The following is a 24,115-nucleotide window of genomic DNA, read 5'->3' as shown; positions in this document are numbered from 1 at the left end:
AAATGGCAAGCGCCCCCACCCCGGGAGGGATGGAGGCGCTCGGGGTGGCCCCCGCGGAACCGGGGCCGACCTGCCGCGTCAGGCGGGGACTACTGCTGCAGCGCCGCCGCGTCCGGGTCCACCTCGGCCATCAGCGCGGCCAGCTCCGCCTTGAGCTTGTCCTTGGCGCGGATCTCCAGCTGGCGGGCGCGCTCGCGCGAGAAGCCGAAGTGCTCGCCCAGCTCCTTGAGCGTCATGGGGCGCTCGTTCATCACGCGCTGCTCGATGATGAAGCGCTCGCGCGGGTCCAGGCGCATCAGCGCGGTGCGGACGCGGGCGTTGATGAGGCCCGCCTCCTCCTTGTCGGCGAACTCGTCGTCCTGCGGGGCCGCGGCGCTGACCACGAAGTCCACGTGGCTGTTGCCGCCGTCCTCGCCCATGGGCGCGTCGAGCGAGAGGTCCCGCCCGCCCATGCGCTGCTCCATCTCCCGCACCTCGCCGGGCTTCACGTGCAGCCGGCGGGCAATCTCCTCCACGTTGACCACGGCCTCGCCGTTGCCGAACTTCTCCAGCTCACGGCGCGTGCGCGCCAGGCTGAAGAACAGCTTCCGCTGCGCCTGGGTGGTGCCGAGCTTCACCAGCGACCAGCTCTTGAGGATGTAGTTCTGGATGTACGCGCGAATCCACCACACCGCGTAGGAGATGAGGCGGATGCCCTTGTCCGGGTCGAACTTCTGCACGGCCTTCATCAGGCCGATGTTCCCCTCCTGGATGAGGTCCGACATCTTGATGCCGTAGGAGCGGTACTCATAGGCGACCTTGACCACGAAGCGCAGGTTGCTCGTGACGAGCCGGTGGCCCGCGGCCAGGTCTCCCTGGATGAAGCTGCGCGCCAGCGCCTGCTCCTCCTCCACGGTGAGGAGGTTGTAGTGGTTGATCTCCGAGAGGTACATCGCCAGGGAGCCGGAGTTGGACGACTGCTCGGTGGACGCCTGCATGGATGGTTTCTCCCGACGTGGGGCCTCGTGGAGGCCGCTAGGTTTTTTCGGACCGCTTGACGACTGAACGAGGGCTGTCATGAGCAACCCGGATGCCAGCGCCACCCACACCACCTTCCCCTGTGTCTGCGGGGGGTTGGCGGAACCGTCGCTCATGTACAAAGAAGGAGGGCTGTAACCGTTACGGCCGACCTGGGAACTCGCCGGGACTTCGCGGCTGTAGAATGTGCCCGTCTGTGCACGTGACGCCTCCAGGGAGGAGCACCTGGGCCCTGTCGAGGAGCCGAGGTGCCGAGCGAGCGCGGAAGCTCCCTTGCCCGCCTGGCAGGTGAGCCCCCTTGGACGAGAGGGCCGCGCACGGCGCCTTTCGCCTTCCCGTGGATGAACGGCTAACGACTCCGGCGGCCGCTGTCCGGCGCGATTTTCCGCGCCCGGGGGGACGCCCGGAGGGCCACCCGCCACGCGAGCCCATGGCGCCCGAGGCGGGCAGGGCGGTGAGGCTCAGCCGCGCCGGGCGCGCCCCCCCCGGCGGGAATCCCTGGGGTCTGCCGCCGTGCCGGGGCTCGCCGTTCGAGGCGGGCGCGTGCCGGTGCGCGCTCCCTCAGGAGGCGCGGGCGCGCCGCTCATCCGTACGGGCCCGAAGCTGGGCCTCCAGGCGGACGAAGTCGGAGACGGCGCTCTTCAAGGAGCGCAGCAGCGTGTCTGCTTCGCCCTGGCGCAGCGGACGCCCGCCGAAGCGGGCCTCCAGGTAGCGCCGGGTGATGGGCGCGAGCGCGGGCGCCAGCGCGTGGCCGTCCGAGGCCATCCGCGCGTGCAGCTCCTCCAGCGTCTCGTCGTCACCCCGCGCGATGCCCGCCGAGGCGAGCTGTGCCTCCACCGCGTCCACGAAGCGCGTGGCCTCCAGCGGACGAGGCCGCCCCGAGAGCCGCTCCACGAGCCGCCACCCGGCATAGACGAGCATGCCCACCACCAGCGCCGCGCCCCAGGCCCGCGCGGGGGGCAGCTGGCTGCGCTCGTTCTTCTCGGAGCCCTTGGGCGGACGCACCAGCGCGCGCGCCACGTCCACCTGGTCCCGGAACGAGTAGTCGACGACGGAGTTGCGCCACCGCGACTCGATGGCCTCGTACAACCCCAGCAGCCGCTGCATCCACTTCGAGCCCTGGCCCGGACGATTCGCGGGCGGCGTCGCGTCCACGGTGACGAAGCCGCGCTCGGGCACCAGCACGTGCGTCCACGCGTGGGCGTCACCGGCGCGCAGGATGTAGCCCTCGTTCACCCGCTCGCCGCCGAAGAAGCCCGTGGCCAGCCGGGCCCGGATGCCCTGGGTGCGCAGCATCAACGTGAGCGCGGTGGCGAAGTGCTCGCAGTGCCCGGCCTTGCGCTCGAAGAGGAAGTCCGCCAGCGGGTCATCCCTCTCGCCGGCCTGCTCCAACGTGTACGAGTGCTCGCGCTGCAGCCACGCGGCCAGCTTCTGCGCGGCGGCCATCGGCTCGCGCTCGCCGTCGAGCACCCGCGCCGCCGTCTGGGCCACGCGTGGGTCGATGTTCTCGGGCAGCGCCAGCAGCGCGTCCTGCTCCACCGGGGGCAGCTTGCGGAACCGGTCGCCACTGCCACCCGGCGGCAGGCTGTACGCCTCATAGGAGTAGGAGATGCCCGGCTCCAGGAAGCGCGCCTCGCCGCCGGACAGCTCCTGGAGCGAGGTGCGCCGGCCGCCCGTGCTCGTGTTCGCCACCGCGTTGCCCAGCCGCGACGGCGTCTCGAGCGCGATGAGCGTGCGACCGCCGTAGGCCGGCAGCAGCTCCACGCGCTGGTGCACCAGGTTGTCGCCGCCCGGACGCAGCGTCAGCAGCGGCTCGCGCTCCTTGCGCACGCCGCCCGCGTTCGTCCACTCCAGCCCGTCGAAGATGTCGTAGGTGCGGCCCACCCAGTACGCGCCGAGCGCATCCACGCCCGGGTCCGGGTTCAGCGTCGCCCGCAGCACGACGCGCGGGTTGTCCTTGATGGTCCCCGTGCCGCCCAGCCGCACCGTGTTGGAGAAGCCCGTCGTCGCGGGGCCGATGCCCGGCGACGCGCGAGGCCCCGTCATGTTCCAGTTGAGGCGGGGGAAGAGGATGAAGAAGGCCACCGCGCCGGCCACCGCGAAGCTGACGCCCGTGCTCAGGGGGCGCAGCACCTGGCGCACCGGGATGGGCTCACCCTCGGGCACCGCCGACTCCACCACGCCCAGCGCCAGCGAGACGCTGGACAGCACGCTGAAGGCGACCAGGAACAGGCCGTAGACCAGCTCACCGGACAGCGCCGCGCCGCCCGCCACCATCAACAGGCCGGACAGGTGCACCTGCCCATCCGTGGCCGGGTCCGGCGTGGACAGCAGCCGGTGCGCGGAGATGAGGCCCGCGAAGGCACACGCGGCCACCACCAGGTTGAGCGAGCCCGCCGTGACATTGACGGCCAGCACCGCCGCCACGCCCAACAGCAACAGCGCGGTGAGCTTCGCGCGCCGGGCGAACAGCCGCTTGCCCAGGAGCGCCGCCACCAGCGAGAAGCCATAGAGGCCCAGCGTCCACAGCGGCAGCTGGCCGGACACGGCCATCGACCCGAACGCGCAGCCGGAGGCCACGTCGCGCAGCACCAGTCGCAGTCGCGAGCCGCGCGTCATGCCGCCGCCTCCTCGTCCCGCGGCCGCTCGAAGCCCAGCCACGCCAGGGCCCTGAGGATGCGCCGCTCCTGCGCCGCGCCCGTGCCCGCGCGCAGCCGCTCCTCCGCGGTGTGGAGGCCCACCTCATGGCCCTCCTCGAGCAGCCGGTGGGCCAGCGCCGCGACCTCCTCGCAGCGCCGCTCCAGCGCCTCGCCCTCCAGGCCCGGCTCGATGGACAGCATCCACGTGCGGCGCTCCTCGCGCTCGCGCTCCACGCGCAGGAGCTTCCCCATCGACGCGCTCTTGAGCCAGTGGATGCGGCGCGCGTCCTCGCCCTCGGCCAGCTCGCGCAGGCCCGTCACGTCGCCGCTGCCGTCGTTGCGGCGCGGGTTTCCCGCGTCCCCCACCGGCCCTCGCTCGGCGTCGCCCGGGTCCATGCAGGCATAGCCGCGCTTGGGATAGACGAGCAGCAGGCCGTCGAGGGAGAGCACGCGCGTCTTGGCGAACAGCCCCAGGGGCCACGTCGTCGTCACCTGCACGCCCGTCAGCCGCACCGGCCCGCGGCGGGGCGCGACCAGGTCCGCGCGGACGATGTGCTCCACGCCGGAGGGCAGGTAGCCCACGCCGCCCGCGCCCGTCAGCGGCGAGTCCGCCTCCGCGAGCGCCAGGGCGAAGGCCTGCCCCTGCTTGCGCGACACGGCCCAGCGGAAGGCGAAGGGCTCACCCGCGAAGGCCGCGTCCGTGCCCACCCGGCGCACCGACAGGTCCCGGATGCACCGCTCCGACAGCACGCCGGACACCACCACCATGCTCAGCAGCAGGCCCAACAGCAGATAGAGCAGGTTGTTGCCCGTGTTGAGCGCGCCCAGCCCCACGCCGAACGTCACCACCAGGTACGTGCGGCCGATGCGCGTCACCCGGAGGGTGCGCGGCGGACGGAGCCTGGCGCGAAGCCGCGCCCAGCGCTGCTTCCACGTGGACTTCACCGCGGCGCCGGGACCTTTCGGACCAGCTCCTCCAACAGGTGCGCCGCCTCGTCCCGCGCCGCCACGCCCTGCACGGCGCTGCGCAGCAGCACGCGGTGCGCCCAGCACGGCACCAGCACCGCCCGCACGTCCCCGGGCGTCACGAAGTCCCGGGCCTCCCAGAGGGCCTGCGTGCGGGCCGCCGCGCCCAGCGCCAGCACCGCGCGCGTGGAGGCGCCTCGCTCGATGTCGCCGTGCTCCCGCGTCGCCCGCGCCAGCCGCACCACGTACTCCGCCACGGACGCGTCCAGCCGCTGCTCCGCGGACAGCGCGCGCAGGGCCGCCAGCTCCTCGGGGCTGGAGACGCCCTTGACGGCCTCCAGGGGCGGCGTGCGGCCCCGCGTGGCCAGCAGCCGCGCCTCCACGTCGGCGGCGGGGTGCCCCAGGGACAGGCGCACCATGAAGCGGTCCAGCTGCGAGTCCGGCAGCGGGTAGGTGCCGGAGAAGTCCACCGGGTTCTGCGTGGCCACCACCGTGAAGGGGGAGGGCAGGGCGTGCGTGCTCCCGTCGAGCGACACCTGGCCCTGCGCCATGGCCTCCAGCAGCGCGGACTGCGTGCGCGGCGGGGCGCGGTTGAGCTCGTCCGCGAGCACCAGCTGACGGAAGAGGGGACCGGGACGGAACTGGAAGGTGGCCGTCTGGGCGTGGAAGACCTGGGCGCCGAGGATGTCGGCGGGCATCAGGTCCGCGGTGAACTGCACGCGCGCGAAGCTCAGCCCACAGGCCCGGGCCAGGGCCTCCGCGAGCGTCGTCTTGCCGACACCCGGCACGTCCTCCAGCAACAGGTGCCCACCGGAGACCAGGCACGTCGTCACCAGGCGCGCCTGGGCCTCCTTGCCCTCGACGGCGCGCCCGAGCTCGGCGGCGATTCTCTCCATCGCCGGGCGCGCGGAGGCGGGGGACGGTACGTCGGCGGCGAGGACGCGGGCGGGCTGGGTCATCCGCCGTCACTCTAGCCGACTCCCCCGGGGGCCGGCACCGCCAACTCCAGGGCACCCTCCAGGGGCGCCCGCCTGCTCGGCCTCCCTCGACTAGAGGGAGAGCACGTCCTCGGGCGTGTAGTACGGACGCTGCACCACCACGCCCGTCGTCACGCCGAAGTAGCGGAACATCCGCTCGTGGTGCGACGCCAGCCCGCGCAGCTTCACCGAGTTCGCCAGGTTGCGCGTCAGCACCCCCACCGCGCTGTCCTTGAACTCCCGCAGGTGGGTGAAGTCCACCACCACGTCCTGGCCCTGCAACGTGTCCAGCGACGTCTGCACCTCCTGCGCCGTCTTGCCGTCCAGAACCCCTTCCAGACGCAGGGTGATGCGACCTGCGACGTCCTCACGGTGGATCTGCAAACCCGCCATTGCTGTGCTCTCCCAATCGATGCGTGTGCGCGCTGTGCCGAAGTCTCGGGCACGGCGGCAGGAGCACATTCCGGGCCAATGTCGCACCCGGAAAACCCATGGAATATCCATGGGGTGCACTGCCAGGCGCGAACACTGCCTGGAGATGGGAAGGAATTTCAGCCACCGGGATGCAACATCTACACGACTGTCAGATGGCGGGCGTCCTGGTTGTCGCCTGCCGATCAACCCTGCCGGTCAATCGTCTTCTGCTGATCTCGCAGGGTCAGCTCGCGCTCCTGCTGGGCCTTCAGCTTGCGGAACTCCTTCACCACCTTGGTGGGGTAGCCCGCCATGAACTTCGTGCGCGCGTCCTTCTTGGCGAGGATGCGCCGGGCCAGCCCCGGGCCCGCGTTGTAGGCGACCAGCGCCTTCTCCACGGAGCCGAAGCGGTTGATGAGGTCCGCCAGGTAGGCCGTGCCCAGCGTCACGTTCGTCTCCGCGTCGAACAGGTTGGTGGAGCGGCCCAGCCGGAAGCCGGCCTTGTCCGCCAGCCACGTGCCCGTGTCCGGCATCACCTGCATCAGGCCCATGGCGCCCACGTGGGACACCGCGTAGTTGTTGAAGGAGCTCTCGCAGCGGATGACCGCCACCACCAGCAGCGGGTCCACGTTGTTGCGCTGCGCCTCGCGGACGATGGCCACCGCCAGCCGGCGCTGCTGGTGCACCGGCAGCCCCGACGCCTTCACCATCTCCACCACGCCCAGGCGCTCGGCCTGCGCGAACATCGCCTCATCCTCGTACTTCTCCAGCTTCGCCAGCGCCGCCTTCAGCTCCCGCTCCCGCTGCTCCAGCGAGGCGCGCAGGTACATCATCTCCGCGGGCTCCCCCTGAGGCCCCGTGGGCACCTGCACCGGAAACGCGTACGCCCCCGCGCTCAACAGCATCGCCGCCGCCGTCACCGCCACCGTCCAGCCCCTCATCCCACCCTCCCCGGCAACCCCATGCCCACAAGCCCACGGATGTCGCGCTCATTCACCCGACTCCGACGAGGAGGCACCCAAGCAGGTGCCGTGCCAGGGCCCAGGGTGCCCCTTGCGCGCGGGTATCTCCTTTAGATCTCTTGGAACACCGAGTTCCTGGTGGGCACGCGGGCTTCTCGGGCGTCGGAAAAAATGCCCGGACAGGGAACTTTGCTTCCTGTGAAAAGCACTGGGTTGCCGGTGGGCAACCGCGTTCCTACCTTGGGCCGCTCCGGGATGGGGATACGGGGGAGGTGCCGACGTGTACTGGACCATGGGGATGATCCTGCTCGTGCTGTGGGGCACGGGCCTGACGGTGGGCTCCACGGAGGGCTACTGGGTCCACCTGTTGCTGCTGTTCGCGCTGCTCACGTTCGTGTTGGGCGTGGTGTCGCGGGGCCGGAGGACGGCGGTGTCATGAGCGCGGTCCGAGGTCCCAGGGCGGACGGGGTGGAGCTGCCCCGGGACACCGCGGGCTTCACCCGCCGCGAGTGTCCCAGCTGCATGCGCGCGTTCAAGACGCGCCCCGGCCCGCATGACGCCCGTGCGCTCTTGCACAAGCTGCAGGCGTTCTTCACGCTGGAGAACGCGCACGAGGGCGAGGAGGGGCTGCCGGTGTGGCGCTGCCCCTACTGCGGCCACCGCGCGGAGGCGGATGGCTTCCTCACGCCCGCGCAGCAGACGCATCTGGAGTCGGTGGCGCGCGCGTGGGCCAACCACGTCCGCTACGAGCAGCTGGCGCACGTCTCGCGCACGCTGTCGCTCAACCCCCGGCCCACCTTCGTCGCCGTGGAGCCCGAGTCGATGCCGGGCCCCATGGACCCGGAGCCGGATGAGCTCCTGCGTGTGATCCCCATGCTCTGCTGCGGCGAGGACGTGAAGCTCCTGTGGGAGTGGGATCAGCTCATCTTCTGCCCCCGCTGCGGCGCCCGTCACGGCGGGCTGAGCGGCCGGCAGCAGATCCAGCTCGAGGTCATCCAGGAATAGGGCGGGGTGGACTCGGGCGCCGCCCGGCGGCAGGCTCGCGCGCCATGAAGAGCTTCCCCTGGTGGGGGCTTTGGGCGGGCCTGCTCCTCGGCGCGCATTCCGCCTCCGCCCACGACGCAGACATCCTCTACACCCAGGTGCGTCGCACGCCGGACGCCCGCGCGTCCCAGGTGCGTCAGGTCCTCACCATGACGGCCGCGACGCTCGGGCGGCTGGCCCCGGCGGGCCTGGACGCGGACTCGGATGGTGCCCTGTCGCAGGCGGAGCTGGACGCGCGCCCCGATGTCCTCTCGAGCGGCGTGTGGGATGTGCTGCCGCTCACCGCGGGCGGCGCTCCTTGCGCGCGCACGGCCCAGGCGGCGCGGGCGCGGGCCACGTTCGTCGAGCTGACGGCCACCTTCACCTGTCCCGAGGGACGGCTGCGCCAGCGCTACGGGGTGTTGTCCGTGCTGCCCTCGGGCTACCGGGTCATCCTGGGCAGCGTGGGGGAGGGCGGGGCGCCGGGCGCGCTGTTCGCGGAGGCGGGCCAGCCCTCGCTCGACATCCCCGACCCCGGGGAGGTGTCCTCGTCCGCCATCGGAGGTTTCCTCGGCTGGGTGGGGCTGGGCATGCGCCACATCGTCGAGGGCGTGGACCACCTGGCGTTCCTGCTGGCCGTGCTGCTGGTGGGCGGCGGGTTCAAGCGCGTGCTGCTGCTGGTGACGTCGTTCACCGTGGCGCACTCGCTGACCCTGGGGGCCACGGCGCTCGGCTGGGTGGTGCTGGATGGCGAGCGGGCGCGGTGGGTGGAGGCCGCCATCGCGCTGTCCATCATCTACGTCGCGGTGGAGAACCTGGTGCTGCGCGAGCACCGTCACCGCGCGCTCGTCACGTTCCTCTTCGGGCTGGTGCACGGCTTCGGCTTCGCGAGCGTGCTGGCGGGCTATGGCCTGGGAGACTCCGTGGTGAAGGGGCTGCTCGGCTTCAACCTGGGCGTGGAACTGGGCCAGGCGCTCGTGGTCGCCGTGCTGCTGCCGCCCCTGCGGATGCTCCAGCGCCGGCCGCGCGCGCACCTGGGGACCGTCCGCGTGTTGTCCGTGGGCATCCTCGCGGCTGGTGGGTACTGGATGGTCCAGCGCGCACTCGGTTGAATCCCGCGGACCCCGTCCCTACGTTGGCCTCGAAGAGGGTAGGGATCGGGGGACGTAGATGGGTGCGAGGCATACCCGGCTGGCCGCGGCACTGGCGGCCGCGTGGGAGGCGGAGGTCGTCTCCGCGCGGCGGATGACGATGCTCGCCGAGCGGATCATGGATGCGCGCATGCGCGCGAGGCTGATGGTGCTGGCCGCCTTCTGCCGGGCGCATGCCTCCAGGTTGCTCGCGCGACTGGCGGCGCTGGGACGGGGGCCGCTGCCGGTGCCTCCCGAGGAGATCATCCTGGACCCGGACACCCTGTTGGAGCTGCGGCGCGAGGGGGCCTTCGCTCGCGCGTCCGCCGCCCGCTACGAGGCCACCGCGGAGCTGGCGCGCCAGCAGGCGGACCTGTCCTCGGCCTGGGTCTGCGAGCTCAACCGCACCGAGGAGCAGGACCGCTCCCGCGAGCTGCTCACCATGGCCGAGGGCGCCCTGGCCGGCGCCACCATGGCGAGCCCCGCCCAGGCCGCCGCGCCCGCCGACTCCTGAATTCGAGCGCCGGGGGCGCGCTCTCCCGGTGACAGTCCGGGGGCCTTGGGCGTAGAAATCCGCCCATGGCGAAGGAGAGCTACGACGACCTCATCTTCCAGTTGGGAGACCTGTCCCGCGACAGGCTCCCGGGCAAGCCGACCTGCCCCCGCTCCATGGACCGCGTCTACAAGGCGGAGGAGGCGGTGGTGGCGCGCCGCGAGGAGCTGGCCGCGTTCGAGCAGGAGATGAACGACGAGGATGCCGCCTACCAGGCCTTCCTCGACGAACAGGAGCAGGAGAAGGCCGGCCACCAGGCCATCGTCCGCAAGTGGAAGAAGGCGGTGGATGCCATCGACGGCAAGGTGAAGGACCTGCGCAAGACGCTCGCCAGCCGGCGCGCGGAGCTGCGCTACGCCGCCGACGGCCTCATCAAGCTGGAGAAGAAGATCGCGGACATGGAGCTGACGCGGCAGGACCCCGCCCGCATCGACACCGCGCGCACCAACCTCAAGAAGAACCGCCTGACCCAGATGCGGCTCGGCCGGGAGGTCGAGGACCTGGACGCGCGCCTGGCCACCGCCCTCACCCCGGAGCCCGGCCAGCCCGGCGCCCCCGGCATCCTGGCCCACAAGCGCCTGCTGGAGATGGAGGACGAGGCCGAGGCCCGCAAGGAGGAGCACGAGGCGCGCATGGCGGAAATCGACCAGTCCATCGCCACCCTCGAGGAACAGGTGAAGGCCGCCGAGGATTATCTGGACCAGGCGCTGTTCCTGCTCGGGGAGGACGTGTACGCTCAACGCATCGCTGATCCACAGCTGGCCGCTTTCTACCCCCGGCTCGATCGCGCGCAGTGAGGGACCCTGGCTCCCGTAGTGCTTGACGTCAGGGGTATGTCTGCTACATTGCGCCGCTTCCTGGGGACCGCAGATTAGTTCGCGGGCCAGATCATTGATTTTATTGGGTTTTTCCGCGCCTACGCGCGCTGGCAGTGTGAGGACGACGTGAAGGGTCTGATTGGCAAGAAGATCGGAATGACCCAGGTGTTCACCGACGAGGGCAACCTCGTTCCCGTGACGGTCATCGACGTGAGCACCTGCCAGGTGGTGGGCAAGCGCACTCCCGAGAAGGATCAGTACTCCGCGGTCACCCTGGGCTTTGGTGAGATCCGCGAGAAGATCCTGAACAAGTGCGAGCGGGGCTTCTTCAAGAAGAACAACGCCCCCTACCGCCGGCACCTGAAGGAGTTCCGCGTCACGGTGGAGGAGGCGACCTCCTTCAACGTGGGCGACGCCGTCAAGGCGGACCTGTTCTCCAAGGGCCAGCTCGTGGACGTCACGGGCGTGACGAAGGGCCGCGGCTTCTCCGGCGTCATGCGCCGCTGGAGCTTCAAGGGTTCGCAGACGAAGACGCACGGTACGCACGAGTACCAGCGTCACCCGGGCGCCATCGGTCAGCGTAAGACGCCGGGCCGCACCTACCCCAACAAGAAGATGCCGGGTCACTACGGCGTGGAGCAGGTCACCACGCAGAACCTGACCGTCGTCGACGTGGACCTGGAGAAGGGTCTCGTCCTGGTCAAGGGCGCCGTCCCGGGCCACAACAACGCCATCGTGTACGTCCGCCCGAGCATCAAGGTGGCCATGCGCGAGCAGCACAAGGCCGCGCGCCGCGCCTGATCCGCTGTCCGAGCGGCTTCGTCTGAAGCCCTCATGACGCCCCGCCTCCGGGCCCGATTCGTCGGGCATCCGGGCGGGGCGTTCGCTTTTCCGCCTCTGGTTCCCCCGCGGTGAGTGGGCACAGGTGTGTCCCGCCGTGGGAAGCGTGGTGGACCATCTTCCGTCCTCGGGGGCTGTCGGGCATCCGGAAACGTTGAGAGGTGGTCGGCGCGGGAGCCTCGGGGTGAAAATAATTCCGCCTCCTGGGCTCCGTGGCTTGTCTGGCGTGGAAGGCGTGTGCACATGGATGCGCCATGAAGGGGCCTGGCCGTCGGTGACGCAGGCGCCCTGGCACACGTCGGCCCAACCCCTTGGGCCGGGCAGGAACCATGAACGCACGCACGCTCCGCGTCTTCGCACCACTGGTGGTCTGGCTGGCGGCCTCGGCGGCCGCCGCGCAGGATGACGAGGCCGTCCTCGACAACGTCGTCGTCCGCAACCGGCTGTACGAGCCGGGCGGCAAGCTCGAGGTGTCCCTGGGGGTGGGGCTGCCCCTCCAGACGCACCTGACGGCGCACTACTTCTTCAACCTCGGCGTCGCCTACAACCTCTTCAACACCTTCGCGGTGGAGGCGCGCGCGGGCTACGCGGCCAGCCGCCACACGGGCCTGGCGCGCTCCATCTCCGAGAGCTTCCTTGCGCTCGAGGAGAAGCTCGTCACGGACGAACTGGAGGACCTCTGGGAGATGAACCTCCACGGCGTGGCGGGCATCCGCTGGGCGCCCATCTACGGGAAGCTGAACCTGGTGTCGGACCTCCCCGCGCACTTCCAGGCCTATGTGTGGGCCGGCGGCGGCCTGGGCAGCTTCCAGCGCAACTCGGTCATCCAATGCTCGCAGGTCGTCAACCGCCAGGCGGGCGTCTGCGACAACCGCACGTCGCTGGATGACCGGGGCAGCGCGTCGGAGGACTACTGGGTGCGCGAGACGCGCGTGGCGCCCATGGTGTCCGCGGCGGTGGGCTTCCGCTTCTTCATCCTCGACAAGCACGGGCTGCGGCTGGAGGTGCGCGACTGGGTGTTCCGCGACAACTACCGCGTCAACCTGGTCCGTGAGGACTGGGAGGCGGGCCGCGTGACGGGTGAGTCCGCGTCCAGTCCGGGCCTCACGCACCTGGTGCAGTTCGACCTCGGCTACACCTACTCCTTCTAGGGCACCTTCGAACCATGCGACCGATTCTGTCCCTCGCGCTCCTCGTCGCCGCGGTGGCCCAGGCGGCCCCGCGCTTCCCGACGTCCGCGGCCTTCCTCGCCCAAGCCGAGGAGGCGCCGTCCGTGCCCGCTCCGGGCGCGGAGACCTTCGTGCCGCCGCCTCCCGCCGCGCCCGAGCCGAAGCTGGAGGCTCCCCGCACGCCGACCTCGCGTCCGGAGCCCACCGTTCCCACGCAGTCCGCCGAAAAGCCCTCGGTGCAGCCCGCGCTCGCGCCGGTGCAGGAGGAGCTGCCTGCCCAGGAGGACACCGAGCCCGCGGTGGCCGAGCCCGCGCGCGAGCACGACGTGGACGCGCCGGTGACGCCGGATGACGCGCCGGTGCTGGCCTCGTCCGACGAGGCGCCGCGCACCACGGACGCGCAGCAGCAGCGCCTGGTGAACGGCGCGCCGCTCTACAACCCGAACGTGTCGCTGCACATCGTCCAGAAGAAGCGCTTCGCGGACGAGGGCAAGCACGAGCTGGCGCTGTACCCGGCGGTGGTGCAGGTCAACGGCAAGTACACCAACCACGCCGGCACCGCGCTCCAATACATCTACCACCTGCAGGAGAACTTCGGCCTCCAGATGACGGGCCAGTACAACTGGCACACCAACGAGAGCGGCTTCAACCTGGAGCTCATCGACAAGGTGCGTGAGCAGGCGCAGGCGGCCTCGTCGCTGCTGTTGGTGTGGGGCGCGCAGGCGGGCGTGGAGGTGACGCCGCTGTACGGCAAGTTCGCGTTCCTGGACAACAAGCTGGCGCAGTTCAGTCTGGTGTTCAGCGGCGGCGCCGGCATCGGCTCCACACGCCACCTCATCCGCCCCGCGATGTCCAACGAGGTGGACGGCCAGCGCTACGATGTGCCGGCGCGCTTCGGCGACACGGGCACCAAGTTCCTGGGCTCGGTGGGCGGCGGCTTCCGGCTGCAATTCGGTGAGTCCTACGCGTTGCGCCTGGAGGTCCGCGACCTCATCTACACCGCCCGCGTGGATAGGGTGGACGGCTGCAACCTGGCGGACTTCGACAAGATGGAGGCCGCCGCGCGTGACCCCAGTCAGTCGTTTGCTGCTCTGCAACTGAGTAGCAGTTGTGACTATCAGAGGTTCGACGGCGTCGACCGGAAGACGAAGAAGAACTACCGCGACGACATCATCCTCGGACGCGACCTGGTGGCCGAGCCGTCCTCCGACGTGCTCAACAACATCAGCTTCTACGCAGGCTTCTCGTTCCTCTTCTGATTGCGCCATGAAGGCACGACTCGCCATGAAACGACTGCTTCCTCTCCTCGCCGTCCTGGCTCCGCTCGCGGCCAGCGCCCAGGACCCGGGCGGCTACAACCGCGCCCTGGCCGCCTTCAACGCGGGCGACATCGACACCGCCGCGCCGCTCTTCTTCCAGGCCTCCGAGGCCGGCGGCGACGCGCAGACGCAGGGCAAGGCGGAGTACTTCCTCGCCCAGTCGCTCGCGAAGAAGGGCCTGCCGGTGGCGGCCTTCATCTCCTACGCGGCCATCGTCAACGCCGGGCCCTCGCACCCCTCGTACCTGAAGGCGGTGGAGGGGCTGGTGGACATGCAGCAGCAACTGGACGAGCAGAACCTCATCCCCAGCATCCTCAACCAGGCGTACTCGGACGAGGTGAGGGACCAGTGGGTGACGCTGCCCAAGGAGGTGCTCGCGCGCATCAACTACCTGGTGGGCACGGTGAGCCAGCGTCGCATGCGCTTCGAGGAGGCGCGCTCGCTGCTGGAGGCGGTGCCCAGGGACAGCCGCGTGTACGCCAAGGCGCGCTACCTGCTGGGCGTGGTGCTGGCGGACCCGCGCTTCCCCGGCCGTCCCGGTGAGGGCGAGGCGCTCGACAAGGAGGCGCTGGCCGCCTTCAACGTCGCGCTGGCCTCCCAGGAGCCGCAGGTGGAGCTCAAGGCGACGCAGCACCTGGCGCTCATCGGCCTGGGGCGGCTGCACTACCGCCGGGGCGAGTACGCGGAGGCGACGGCCGCGTACGAGCGGGTGCCGCGCTACACGCGCTACTGGGACCAGGCCCTGTTCGAGAACGGCTTCGCGCGCTTCCAGAACGAGGACTTCGGCGGCGCGCTCGGCAGCCTCCAGGCGCTGCACGCTCCGCAGTTCGCCGGGGCCTTCCAGCCCGAGTCGTGGATCCTCAAGTCCACCGTCTATTACTACTCGTGCCTCTACGACGAGGTGAAGACGACGCTGGCGGCCTTCGACGAGTTGTACGGCCCCATGGCCAGGCAGCTCGAGCCCTTCACCGCCGAGGACGGCGACCTCATCCAGGCCTACAACCTGGTGGCCGCGGAGAACCGTCGCCTGCCGCGCCCGGTGTACCTGTGGCTGCGCAACAACGAGCGCATCCGCGAGGTGATGCGCGTGCTGGCCCGCGTGGACCAGGAGAAGCGCGAGCTGTCCTCCGGGCCCTGGCGCGGCACGCCCCTGGCGACGCAGACGGTGGCGTCGCTGGAGGAGATTCGCGGCACGCTGCTCCAGGTGGGCGGGACGCTGGCCCGAAGCCGCATCCGTGAGGCGGCCGACAACCTGCGCACGTTCTCCGACCAGGCCGAGATCATCCGCGTGCAGACGGCGCTGGATGAGAAGGACCTGCTGCAGGCGGGCCTGGACCAGAAGGCGCTCCTGACGCGCCAGTCGCTCTACCGACCGAAGATGCCGGGCGCGGCGTGGAACTACTGGAAGTTCCAGGGCGAGTTCTGGATCGACGAGATTGGCTACTACCAGTACACCTTGAAGCGGGGCTGCCCGGCGAAGACTGCGGACGCCCAACCGTGACATTCCGGGCACACGGTGCCCGGCCTTCGTACCCAAGGGGACCTCCTTCGCGCACATCGTGTGCCGGGGTGGTCCCCTTCGTGTTTCCTGCGTCGCAAGAGCCGTTCCACACCACTTCTCATTCAGGGTAGGCGCGTCTACTTTCGTTCGTCCCTCGTCGCCGGGTGAATGACTGCTCGGGGGGCGGGGCGGCGTCACAGGCGGGAGCTCGCATGAAGGTGGTGCTTCGTTTCGGTGCGCTGGCGGTGGGCGTGGCGCTCGCCACCAGCGGGGTGGGGGAGGCGGCGGAAGCGCCGGCGCGCAAGGCGGCGAAGAAGCCCGCGGCTTCGGCGTCGAAGAATCCAGGGGCGGACAAGGGCAGGAAGGGCGCCCAGGCGAAGAAGGCCGAGGAGAAAGCTCAGCCTCCGCCCGGCGTCGCGCCCGAGGACGTGCGGCGGGGCCCCGCGCGCGTGAAGCCCGCGACGGCCAAGTTCGCGGACATCCCGCGCATCGCGGACTCGCGAAAGAACGCGCTGGCGGACAAGAAGCGCGACGAGGCGATTGAGGCCTTCAAGCGCCTCATCCCCAAGCTGCAGGACGGCAACCAGCAGAAGGCGGAGATGCTCTACCGCCTGTCGGAGCTGTACTGGGAGAAGTCCAAGTACCTCTACCAGCTGGAGATGGACCGCTTCCTGGCGGAGGAGAAGAAGTACGACGCGGCCGTGGCTCGCGGCGAGAAGGCGGAGCCGCCCAAGCAGGACCATCGCGACAGCGAGCGCTACCGCACCGAGACGATGGGCATCTACGAGGACATCCTGCGCGGCTACCCGCAGTACCCGCAGCGCGACGAGGTCCTCTTCTCCATGGGCTACAACCTCTACGAGCTGGGCCGCCGCGACGACGCCGTGGCCCGCTACGAGGAGCTCATCAAGGAGTTCCCGCGCTCGCAGTTCGTGCCGGACGCGTACATCCAGCTCGGCAACCACTACTTCGAGTCCAACAAGCTCATCCCCGCCAAGGCCAACTACGAGAAGGCCCGCGACTCCGGCGTCCCGAAGATCTACGCGTACGCCGTCTACAAGCTGTCCTGGTGTGACTACAACACCGGCGACTACGACGCGGGCCTGGCCAAGCTGCACGAGGTGGTGGACTACGCCGCGAAGCAGCCTGAGCTTGGCGACCTGCGCACCGAGGCGCTCAACGACCTGACGGTCTTCTACGTCCAGCTGGACCAGCCCAAGCAGGCCATCGCGTACTTCCGCGAGAAGGCGCCGGCGAAGCGCCAGGGACGGCTGCTCGCGAAGACGGCCGCGGGCCTGGTGGACGCGGGACACTTCGACAGCGCCATCCTCCTGTACCGCACGCTGGTGGATGACGAGCCCATGGGCGCCAACGCGCCGGAGTACCAGCAGGCCATCGTCCGCGCCTTCGAGGGCTTGAGGAACCGCCAGCAGGTCCGCAAGGAGATGAAGCGGATGGTGGACCTCTACAGCCCGGGCGGCGAGTGGTGGAAGTCCAACGAGGGCAAGGCCCCCGTGCTGCGCAACGCCTTCAACGTCACGGAAGAGGCGATGCGGGTGATGGTGACGGAGTACCACCAGGAGGCGCAGAAGACGCGCCAGGTGGAGACCTACCGGCTCGCGCGCGACATCTACAAGCAGTACGTGGACGCCTTCGCGTCGAACGCGAACCCGGAGTTCGTGGCGGACTCCGCCTTCAACCTGCGCTTCTTCTACGCGGAGATCCTCTGGGCGCTCGAGGAGTGGCAGGCCGCCGCGGCGGAGTACGACGCCGTGGTCGCCTTCCAGATTCCGGACCGCGACTCGGCGCGCGAGGTCTCCAACGAGAGCTACCGCAAGAGCGCCGCGTTCAACGCCATCCTCGCCTACGACAAGCTGGTGAAGATTGAACGGGGCCAGCTGGCCAAGAGCGACCTCAAGGACGGCCAGAAGGTCGACGAGAAGAAGGACAAGGGCGACGTCGCCCGCCAGAAGATCGTCAAGCGCGACGCGAAGGAGAAGCAGGAGGAGGCGCTCACGAAGTTCGAGGAGCGGCTGGTCTCCGCGTGCGACGTCTACGTGAAGCTCTACCCGGGCACGCAGGATGAAATCGACCTGCGCTACCAGGCCGCCGTCATCCTCTACGACCGCAGCCACTTCGTGGACGCGGCGCGGCGCTTCGGAGAAATCATCGAGAAGTTCCCGGAGGAGCGCCGCTCGCGCGACGCCGCGGACCTGACGATGTACGTGCTGGAGAGCCGCCAGGAGTGGCTGGAGCTGGCCACGCTGTCGCGCAAGTTCCTCGAGAACAAGAAGCTGTCCAAGCCCGGCTCCGAGTTCGCCGCCCGCGTCGCCCGCGTGGTGGAGGGCAGCCACTACAAGTGGGTGGACGAGGTCGTCTACAAGCAGGAGAAGAACCCGAAGAAGGCCGCCGAGGAGTTCCTCAAGTACGTCAAGGAGTTCCCCAAGTCGGAGAACGCGGACCGCGCCCTCACCTACGCCATGTCCATCGCCCAGGAGGCGGGGGAGCTGGACCGCGGCATCGAGGCGGGCGAGCGCGTGCTGGCCGAGTACCCGCGCAGCCCCTTCGAGCTCAAGGCGCGCTACACGCTGGCGGGCCTCTACGAGAAGGTCGCCGACTACCGCAAGGCCGCGACCCTGGCCGAGTCCTTCCTCTCCAGCTACGACGCCGCGCTGAAGGCGGGCGACGCGGAGGGCAAGAAGGGCAAGGACGCTCGCGCGAAGACGGTGGCGAAGAAGGGGGACACGCCGGGCGCGGAGGAGGACGCGGACTCGCGCCGCTCGCAGAAGGCCGCCGAGCGCAAGGCGCTGGTGGCCGAGGCGGGCGCGTGGGTGGCGGATGCCCAGTTCAACGCGGGCGTGTGGTGGGAGAGCGCCGGCGAGGCCCAGAAGGCCGTGGCGGCCTACAACGCCTACGTCGCGCGCTTCCGCGACCGCAAGGACGTGCCGCAGGTGGCGTACTCCGCGGCGCTCGTCTGGGAGAAGGAGCGCAAGTGGAGCGAGGCGGCCCGCGCGTTCGGCGCCTTCGCGGACGGCTATGGCCGCGACGCGCGCGCCACGCCCTCGCAGCTGTACCTGGCGCGCTACCACGAGCTGCTCGCGTGGCAGCAGCTCAAGAACGTCCGCGAGCAGGAGCGCGTGCAGACGGAGCTGGTGCGCGCCTGGGGCCGGCTGCCCGAGGCCACGCGCAAGGAGGACGCGGCGCTCAACGCCTACGCCCACGCGCGCTTCCTGGCGCTGGAGCCGGCGTGGAAGCGCTACACGGACATCCGCTTCTCGCGCGTCGCCACCATCCGACGGGATTTGACGGCCAAGCAGCGGGAGATCCAGCGCGTGGAGAAGGAGTACCTCGCGGTGCTCTCCACGGGCTCGGGTGAGTGGGGCATCGCGGCGCTCACGCGCATCGGCCTCGCGTACGCGGACTTCGCGCGCAACATCATGGACTCGCCGGACCCCACGGGGCTCGACGAGGAGCAGCTCGGCATGTACCGCTCGGAGCTGGAGAACCTGGCGCTGCCCCTGGAGGACAAGGCCAACGAGGCGCTGGAGAAGGCGCTGGAGAAGGCCTACGAGCTGGGCATCTACAGCCCGTGGACGCTGGCCGCCCAGGACCAGGTCAACCGCTACCACCCGGGCACCTACGCCCAGGTGCGCAAGGTGGGCTACCGCACGCACGACTCGCTCGCGGCGGCGGAGCTCGCGCGCGAGCCCGGTGGCCCCTCGGGCGCGACGGCCACGCCCGCGGTGACGCCGGAGCCGGGCGCTCCTTCGATTCAGCTCCCGCCGGTGGAGGGCGCGCCGAAGACGCCCCTGCCGGAGGACAGGACGCAGGCACCCACCGCCCAGGTCCAGGAGGTGCGGCCATGACCCGCGACGCGAAGAACGCCTTCACGCCTCACACCGGAATGATGCCGATGAAATGGTTCCGCTCGCTCGTCGTCGGCTCGCTGGCCTTCACGGCCGCGTGCGCGACGGGCCCCCAGACGAAGCCCACCACCACCAGCGCGCTGCCGGAGAAGCCCACGGCCGCCGCGCCCTCGACGACTCCGGAGGCGACCCCCGCGGCGCCCAAGGAGACGTCCACCATGGCCGAGCAGTTCGCGGCGGCCATCAAGTCCTACGAGGCCGGTGACCTGGACGCCGCGCGCCAGGGCTTCGAGAAGGTGCTGGTGATGTCGCCGCAGACGCTCAACGCCCAGTTCAACCTGGGCGTCATCGCCGAGCGGCAGGGCCGCGTCGACGACGCGCGCACCGCCTACGAGAAGGTCCTGCTGCTGGACCCGGCCCACACGCCGTCCGTCGTCAACCTGGCGGGCGTGTACCGCGCGCAGGAGCGGGGCGATGACGCGATTGCGCTGTTCGAGAAGGCCTTGAAGACGCCGGGCCGCGCGTACGACGCGTCGCTGCTCAACGGGCTGTCCGCGACGTACCGGCACCTGGGCAAGCTGGACGAGTCCGAGGCCACCGCGCGCCGCGTGCTCGAGCGCAACAAGGACCACCCCGGCGCGTACAAGAACCTGGCCTACGTGGCCTACGCGCGGGAGAAGTACCGGCAGGCGGAGCTGCTCGTCGGCACCGCGCGCAAGCACGCGGAGAAGGACCCGTCGCTCTACAACCTGCTGGGCATGGTCTACCTGAAGCTGGATGAGCGCTCGCGCGCGCTGGCCCAGTTCCAGAAGGCCGTGTCGCTCGATGACCGGTACGCGCCGGCCTACGTGAACCTGGGCGCGCTGGCGCTCAGCTACCGTGACTACGCGGGCGCCGAGAAGGCCTTCACCCGCGCCACGGAGCTGGAGCCCGACTCCGCCGAGGCGCGCCTGTCACTGGCGTGGGCGCTGGATGGCCAGAAGGGCAAGGACCCGAAGAAGGGCATCGCCGCGGGGGAGACCTTCGAGAAGGTGCTCGCCAACCGCGCGGACCTGCCCGAGGCCGTGTGCGGCGCGGGCTGGGCCTATGCCTCCGACCGCACGGGCTGGGAGCGCGCCATCGGCTTCCTGGACCGCTGCAAGACGCTGGAGTCCACGTCTGAACAGGACCGGCAGATGATCACCGCCAAGGTCACGGGCCTCACGAACATGCTCAAGGCCCCGCCGCCCGAGGCCGCGACGGCCGGCGCGGAGGGCGACAAGAAGGACGAGGCCACCGGCGGTGGGGGCAACATGCTCAACAGCCTGCCGCAGGACGCGAACGCTCCGGAAGGCGCACCGGCCGACGGCGCGCCCGCCGAGGGCACCGACGCCGCGGAAGCGACGCCGCCCGCCGACGAGCAGGCCCCCGCGGGCGCGTCCAACGCCGTGCAGCAGGGAACGGACGCCCAGGCGCCCGCGCCCGTGCCCACGGCCCCGCCGCAGCAGGACGCGAAGCCCGCGCCTGCTCCGTAGGACGGCAGTCCCTACAGGGCCGGGAGGAAGTTTTTTCCTCCCTCCGGGCCCTGGTTTGGAAGGCGGCGAGCGAGTTCCATAGGATTCAGGGACTTGGGTGTGGATCGCCTCGTGCAAAGAGTCGCGGGTACCCAACTCGGAACCCGCTGTCACACCCGAGGAAGCAAGAGGAGGTCTGGAGATGCGGCGACTGGCAGCGACGGTGACGATGATGGGCCTGCTCGCGGCGCCGGCGGTGATGGCGCAGGAGCAGTCAAAAGACTCGGTGAAGATCATCCAGGAGGAGGACCGCACGGTCTTCCGGAAGAAGACGGTGATCGACTTCACCGATGTCGCGGTGGAGGGCGAGCTGACGAAGCCGGAAGGCTCATACGTGCTCCACCGCAAGAAGACGGACTTCCAGAGTCTCATCAAGGTCCGGGAGAACTTCGACCCGGAGCTACAGAAGTCCGTCGACAACCTCTAGCGGCGGCGGTCAGGCGTTTTCGGGAGCGGAAGGGAAGAAGGAAGAACTTCATGGCGGCGGCGAAGAACAACGGCTTGACCCTTCGAATCACGGGGCCTGATGGCTCCACGGTGGAAACCGTGTCGGAGGCGGAGAGCGTTATCGTGGGGTCGGGCGCCCAGGCGGCGGTGAAGGTTCAGGATCCGCGGGTCTCCAATCTCCACGTGATGCTCAAGGTGGACAAGGATGGTTCGGTAACGGCCATCGACCTCGGCAGCGAGGGCGGCACGGAGGTGAGCGGCCAGAAGCTGGTCATCCCCACCGCGCTCAAACCCGGGGATGTGCTGCGCGTGGGAGGCACGCGGGTGGAGGTCCTCTTCGGAGGCTCCGACGAACCCGAGCGTCTCGCACCCGCGGGCGCGAAGGTGGCGGGACCGCGCTTCCAGGGCTCGTTCCAGGGCTCTGTGACGCAGCGGACGCCCACTCCGCCGCCCGTGAACCGGACGGTGCCGGAGGTGGTCACTCCTCCGTCGGCGGCGGGCGGCAACACGCGAGGCGGCTTCGTCTTCACGAATCCGCGTCCTGCTCCCTCGGCGAACGTCGGCGGCCTGCGCACCGAGCGCGTGGCTCCGCCCGGCCTCAACCGCGTGGGACCTCCGCCTCCGCCGCCCATGGCGCGCGAGGAAGCGCGGCCCACGCCCCGGGTGGACACACCTCCCGTCGCGGCGGCCCCGCGTCGCGCGGTGCTGCCTCACCTGCAGGAGCAGCTCCCGCCCGAGGCCATGCCCACGGCGCGGGAGAAGGTGCTCCAGGTGTCCATGCTGTGGGGCGACACCCTGTTGCAGGTGCAGCACTTCAAGGACGGCGTCCCCGTCACCATCGGCGAGGGCAAGAAGAACTTCTTCCACGTCTTCGCGCCGACGGTGGGCAAGCGCCACGAACTGGTCATCAGCCGCGGTGACGTGCTGGAGGTGCACGCGCCGCAGGGCACGGGCGTCATCGTCACCGAGCGCGGCAACGTGAAGTCGAAGGACACGCTGCGCGCCGCGGGGCTGCTCACGGGCACGCCCGAGGACAAGGAGCAGGTCTTCAAGCTGGGCCTGCATGACCGCGTCGAGGTGTCGTTCGGCACGGTGGCCTTCGTCGCCCGGTACGTGAAGCCGTCGCCGGCCATCGCCGCCACCTCGTTGGCGGAGGCCGACTACACGTTCTTCAAGATCGTCAGCATCTGCCTGCTCGCGGGCGCGGCGGTGGTGGCGGCCATGGCGCTCACGCCCCGCTCGGAGCAGGCGCCGGCGAACGACATCTTCGAGTCCCAGCAGCGCGTCGCGAAGTTCCTCATCACCCCGGAGAAGAAGCTCGAGCAGAAGAAGCTCCAGCTGTCCGGCGTGGAGGAGGGCGCGAAGGCGAAGGACGAGGAGGGCAAGTTCGGCAAGGAGGAGGCCAAGCAGGCCGAGGCCGCGCCGTCCAAGCCCGGCACGCCCGTGGTGGACAAGACGAAGAAGGAGAAGGACCGCCAGGTGGTGGGAAAGGTCGGTCTGCTCGGCGCGTTCAAGGGCCTGAAGGGCGGGGCCTCGGACGTGTTCGGCCCCGGCGGCTTCGGCACCGGCCTCAACAACGCGCTGGGCGGCCTCAAGGGCGGCGCGGCGATGGGTGACGCCCAGGGCGTGGGGGGCCTGGGTTCACGTGGCTCCGGCACTGGCGGTGGCGGCACGGCCATGGGCATCGGCGGCCTGGGCACCAAGGGTGAGGGACGCGGCGCGGGAGGCTCGGGCGGCATCGACCTGGGCGGCCGTGGCAAGTCCATCACCAAGGTCATCCCCGGCAAGACGACGGTGGTGGGCGGCCTGGACAAGGACGTCATCGCCAAGGTCATCCGGCGCCACCAGAACGAGATCAAGTACTGCTACGAGTCGGAGCTGAACAAGGACCCGAGCCTCGCGGGCAAGGTGGCGGTGGCCTTCACCATCGACCCGGCGGGCATGGTCTCCGACGCGACGGTCTCCGAGTCGACGCTGGGCAACTCCCGCGCGGAGCAGTGCATGATCTCCCGCATCCGTCGCTGGAAGTTCCCGGAGCCCAAGGGCGGCGGCGTGGTGGCGGTGACGTACCCGTGGATGTTCTCGCCGGCGGGCTCCGAGGGCGAGGGGTAGTCACGCGGGTGTAAAGCCCGGGACGGCGCTCCGCCGTCCCTCCAAGTGGCGTGGACGGAACGGTCCACGCCATTTTCATTCCCGCCCCTCATTGCCGGAACGAGGGGGGCGTCATTAACGTCCGTCGCCACTTCCGGTTGGACCGGAGGGGCACCGCGTGGGGAGGACCCGTGAAGAAGTCCCAGCTCGTTGCCGCGCTCGCCTTGCTGTCGTCTCCGGCCCTCGCGGCCACGCCGCCGGAGGGAGTGGAGTTCCAGCCGCGCCGCGGCTTCTACACCGACACCAACGTCGGCGTGTTCTTCACCGTGGGCGGTGAGAACGCGTACTCGAACGCTCAGACCTATCTGCAGCTCGGCATCGGCTACGACCTGACGGAGCGCATCTCCCTGGGCGCGCACTTCGGCATGGGCTCGTCCGCGCAGAACTGCTTCGCGGGCTACCTGCCGGGCACCGAGACGTGCTCGCTGTCCGACAACTTCACCATGCAGTTCCTGGACGTGTCGGCCGCGTACCACGTGCCGCTGATGAACCGGCTGTACCTGACGCCCAAGCTGGTCGCGGGCTACACGCGCATGGACCCGGCGCCGGTGGACCCCGACGAGAACGATCCGGGCCGCGCCGTCAGCTCGCCCAACGCGGGCGTGGGCGTGGGGCTGGAGTACGCCACGGGCATGGACCACTTCACCGTCGGCGCGGACCTGCTGGCGCGCTACGTCATCGGCCCCAACATCACGTCCTTCGCCATCTTCCCGAAGGTGAAGTACACGTTCTGAGCGTGGGCTGAGGGCTTCACGGGAAGAAACGCCGGG

Annotated in this window: 20 protein-coding genes; 14 read left to right on the top strand and 6 right to left on the bottom strand. The window is 70.2% G+C overall.

What is annotated here, in order from left to right:
* Positions 1-89: 89 nt before the first annotated feature.
* The 6 genes from AC6JA9_RS24380 to AC6JA9_RS24355 form a co-directional block, all read right to left on the bottom strand.
* Positions 90-977, bottom strand: a complete 888-nt coding sequence (locus AC6JA9_RS24380) for an RNA polymerase factor sigma-32 (protein ID WP_141329544.1) — start codon at positions 975-977, stop codon at positions 90-92.
* 601 nt (positions 978-1,578) lie between these two features.
* The gene (locus AC6JA9_RS24375) at positions 1,579-3,636 is read right to left on the bottom strand and encodes a transglutaminase TgpA family protein (RefSeq protein ID WP_223783734.1); all 2,058 of its coding nucleotides are present in this window, start codon (positions 3,634-3,636) and stop codon (positions 1,579-1,581) included.
* Positions 3,633-4,601: a DUF58 domain-containing protein gene (locus AC6JA9_RS24370; RefSeq protein WP_223783733.1), complete on the bottom strand. Its 969-nt coding sequence runs from the start codon at positions 4,599-4,601 to the stop codon at positions 3,633-3,635. The genes AC6JA9_RS24375 and AC6JA9_RS24370 overlap by 4 nt, the downstream gene beginning before the upstream one ends.
* A complete protein-coding gene (locus AC6JA9_RS24365; RefSeq protein WP_223747291.1) occupies positions 4,598-5,581 on the bottom strand; it encodes an AAA family ATPase in 984 nt (327 codons plus the stop codon). The genes AC6JA9_RS24370 and AC6JA9_RS24365 overlap by 4 nt, the downstream gene beginning before the upstream one ends.
* A 90-nt stretch (positions 5,582-5,671) precedes the next feature.
* Positions 5,672-5,992, bottom strand: a complete 321-nt coding sequence (locus tag AC6JA9_RS24360) for an STAS domain-containing protein (protein WP_223747292.1) — start codon at positions 5,990-5,992, stop codon at positions 5,672-5,674.
* Between the two features lie 224 nt (positions 5,993-6,216).
* Complete coding sequence (locus AC6JA9_RS24355; protein WP_223783732.1) at positions 6,217-6,954, bottom strand: lytic transglycosylase domain-containing protein; 738 nt, start codon at positions 6,952-6,954, stop codon at positions 6,217-6,219.
* A 301-nt stretch (positions 6,955-7,255) separates the two neighbouring features.
* Between AC6JA9_RS24355 and AC6JA9_RS24350 the strand changes: the two genes are divergently transcribed.
* From AC6JA9_RS24350 to cglE, 14 genes are all read left to right on the top strand, one after another.
* Positions 7,256-7,414, top strand: coding sequence for a lmo0937 family membrane protein (locus tag AC6JA9_RS24350; protein ID WP_141323900.1), 159 nt, complete (start codon positions 7,256-7,258; stop codon positions 7,412-7,414).
* On the top strand, positions 7,411-7,980 hold the full coding sequence (locus AC6JA9_RS24345; RefSeq protein ID WP_046714240.1) for a hypothetical protein: 570 nt from the start codon (positions 7,411-7,413) through the stop codon (positions 7,978-7,980). Before AC6JA9_RS24350 ends, AC6JA9_RS24345 begins: the two co-directional genes overlap by 4 nt.
* A 44-nt stretch (positions 7,981-8,024) precedes the next feature.
* Positions 8,025-9,110, top strand: a complete 1,086-nt coding sequence (locus AC6JA9_RS24340) for a HupE/UreJ family protein (RefSeq protein WP_497957931.1) — start codon at positions 8,025-8,027, stop codon at positions 9,108-9,110.
* Positions 9,111-9,168: 58 nt separating this feature from the next.
* A complete protein-coding gene (locus AC6JA9_RS24335; RefSeq protein ID WP_074951744.1) occupies positions 9,169-9,642 on the top strand; it encodes a hypothetical protein in 474 nt (157 codons plus the stop codon).
* A gap of 65 nt (positions 9,643-9,707) precedes the next feature.
* The gene (locus tag AC6JA9_RS24330; protein ID WP_223747295.1) at positions 9,708-10,478 is read left to right on the top strand and encodes a hypothetical protein; all 771 of its coding nucleotides are present in this window, start codon (positions 9,708-9,710) and stop codon (positions 10,476-10,478) included.
* A gap of 147 nt (positions 10,479-10,625) precedes the next feature.
* Entirely contained in the window at positions 10,626-11,300 is a 675-nt protein-coding gene (rplC, locus tag AC6JA9_RS24325; RefSeq protein ID WP_074951747.1) for a 50S ribosomal protein L3, read from the top strand.
* Between the two features lie 368 nt (positions 11,301-11,668).
* Entirely contained in the window at positions 11,669-12,490 is an 822-nt protein-coding gene (locus AC6JA9_RS24320; protein ID WP_497957930.1) for an outer membrane beta-barrel domain-containing protein, read from the top strand.
* 14 nt (positions 12,491-12,504) lie between these two features.
* Positions 12,505-13,767 carry an outer membrane beta-barrel domain-containing protein gene (locus AC6JA9_RS24315; protein ID WP_497957929.1) on the top strand — a complete coding sequence of 421 codons (1,263 nt, stop codon included), beginning with the start codon at positions 12,505-12,507 and terminating at the stop codon, positions 13,765-13,767.
* 25 nt (positions 13,768-13,792) lie between these two features.
* Entirely contained in the window at positions 13,793-15,328 is a 1,536-nt protein-coding gene (locus AC6JA9_RS24310; protein ID WP_497957928.1) for a tetratricopeptide repeat protein, read from the top strand.
* Positions 15,329-15,540: 212 nt separating this feature from the next.
* The gene (locus tag AC6JA9_RS24305; protein WP_497957927.1) at positions 15,541-19,194 is read left to right on the top strand and encodes a tetratricopeptide repeat protein; all 3,654 of its coding nucleotides are present in this window, start codon (positions 15,541-15,543) and stop codon (positions 19,192-19,194) included.
* Entirely contained in the window at positions 19,191-20,708 is a 1,518-nt protein-coding gene (locus AC6JA9_RS24300; RefSeq protein ID WP_223747300.1) for a tetratricopeptide repeat protein, read from the top strand. The genes AC6JA9_RS24305 and AC6JA9_RS24300 overlap by 4 nt, the downstream gene beginning before the upstream one ends.
* 181 nt (positions 20,709-20,889) lie before the next feature.
* A complete protein-coding gene (locus AC6JA9_RS24295; protein WP_063789782.1) occupies positions 20,890-21,174 on the top strand; it encodes a hypothetical protein in 285 nt (94 codons plus the stop codon).
* A gap of 50 nt (positions 21,175-21,224) precedes the next feature.
* Complete coding sequence (locus AC6JA9_RS24290; protein WP_223747301.1) at positions 21,225-23,306, top strand: TonB family protein; 2,082 nt, start codon at positions 21,225-21,227, stop codon at positions 23,304-23,306.
* A 170-nt stretch (positions 23,307-23,476) separates the two neighbouring features.
* The gene (cglE, locus tag AC6JA9_RS24285) at positions 23,477-24,079 is read left to right on the top strand and encodes an adventurous gliding motility protein CglE (RefSeq protein WP_141323891.1); all 603 of its coding nucleotides are present in this window, start codon (positions 23,477-23,479) and stop codon (positions 24,077-24,079) included.
* The last annotated feature ends 36 nt before the right edge of the window (positions 24,080-24,115 follow it).

Source organism: Myxococcus sp. MH1, assembly GCF_059738865.1.
This window is presented reverse-complemented; position numbering and strand designations above follow the sequence as displayed.

Excerpts from the sequence above, each read along its gene's own strand:
- AC6JA9_RS24380 (WP_141329544.1), bottom strand. The coding sequence starts at position 977 with ATGCAGGCGTCCACCGAGCAGTCGTCCAACTCCGGCTCCCTGGCGATG.
- AC6JA9_RS24375 (WP_223783734.1), bottom strand. The coding sequence starts at position 3,636 with ATGACGCGCGGCTCGCGACTGCGACTGGTGCTGCGCGACGTGGCCTCC.
- AC6JA9_RS24365 (WP_223747291.1), bottom strand. The coding sequence starts at position 5,581 with ATGACCCAGCCCGCCCGCGTCCTCGCCGCCGACGTACCGTCCCCCGCC.
- AC6JA9_RS24360 (WP_223747292.1), bottom strand. The coding sequence starts at position 5,992 with ATGGCGGGTTTGCAGATCCACCGTGAGGACGTCGCAGGTCGCATCACC.
- AC6JA9_RS24355 (WP_223783732.1), bottom strand. The coding sequence starts at position 6,954 with ATGAGGGGCTGGACGGTGGCGGTGACGGCGGCGGCGATGCTGTTGAGC.
- AC6JA9_RS24345 (WP_046714240.1), top strand. The coding sequence starts at position 7,411 with ATGAGCGCGGTCCGAGGTCCCAGGGCGGACGGGGTGGAGCTGCCCCGG.
- AC6JA9_RS24340 (WP_497957931.1), top strand. The coding sequence starts at position 8,025 with ATGAAGAGCTTCCCCTGGTGGGGGCTTTGGGCGGGCCTGCTCCTCGGC.
- AC6JA9_RS24335 (WP_074951744.1), top strand. The coding sequence starts at position 9,169 with ATGGGTGCGAGGCATACCCGGCTGGCCGCGGCACTGGCGGCCGCGTGG.
- AC6JA9_RS24330 (WP_223747295.1), top strand. The coding sequence starts at position 9,708 with ATGGCGAAGGAGAGCTACGACGACCTCATCTTCCAGTTGGGAGACCTG.
- AC6JA9_RS24320 (WP_497957930.1), top strand. The coding sequence starts at position 11,669 with ATGAACGCACGCACGCTCCGCGTCTTCGCACCACTGGTGGTCTGGCTG.
- AC6JA9_RS24315 (WP_497957929.1), top strand. The coding sequence starts at position 12,505 with ATGCGACCGATTCTGTCCCTCGCGCTCCTCGTCGCCGCGGTGGCCCAG.
- AC6JA9_RS24310 (WP_497957928.1), top strand. The coding sequence starts at position 13,793 with ATGAAACGACTGCTTCCTCTCCTCGCCGTCCTGGCTCCGCTCGCGGCC.
- AC6JA9_RS24305 (WP_497957927.1), top strand. The coding sequence starts at position 15,541 with ATGAAGGTGGTGCTTCGTTTCGGTGCGCTGGCGGTGGGCGTGGCGCTC.
- AC6JA9_RS24300 (WP_223747300.1), top strand. The coding sequence starts at position 19,191 with ATGACCCGCGACGCGAAGAACGCCTTCACGCCTCACACCGGAATGATG.
- AC6JA9_RS24295 (WP_063789782.1), top strand. The coding sequence starts at position 20,890 with ATGCGGCGACTGGCAGCGACGGTGACGATGATGGGCCTGCTCGCGGCG.
- AC6JA9_RS24290 (WP_223747301.1), top strand. The coding sequence starts at position 21,225 with ATGGCGGCGGCGAAGAACAACGGCTTGACCCTTCGAATCACGGGGCCT.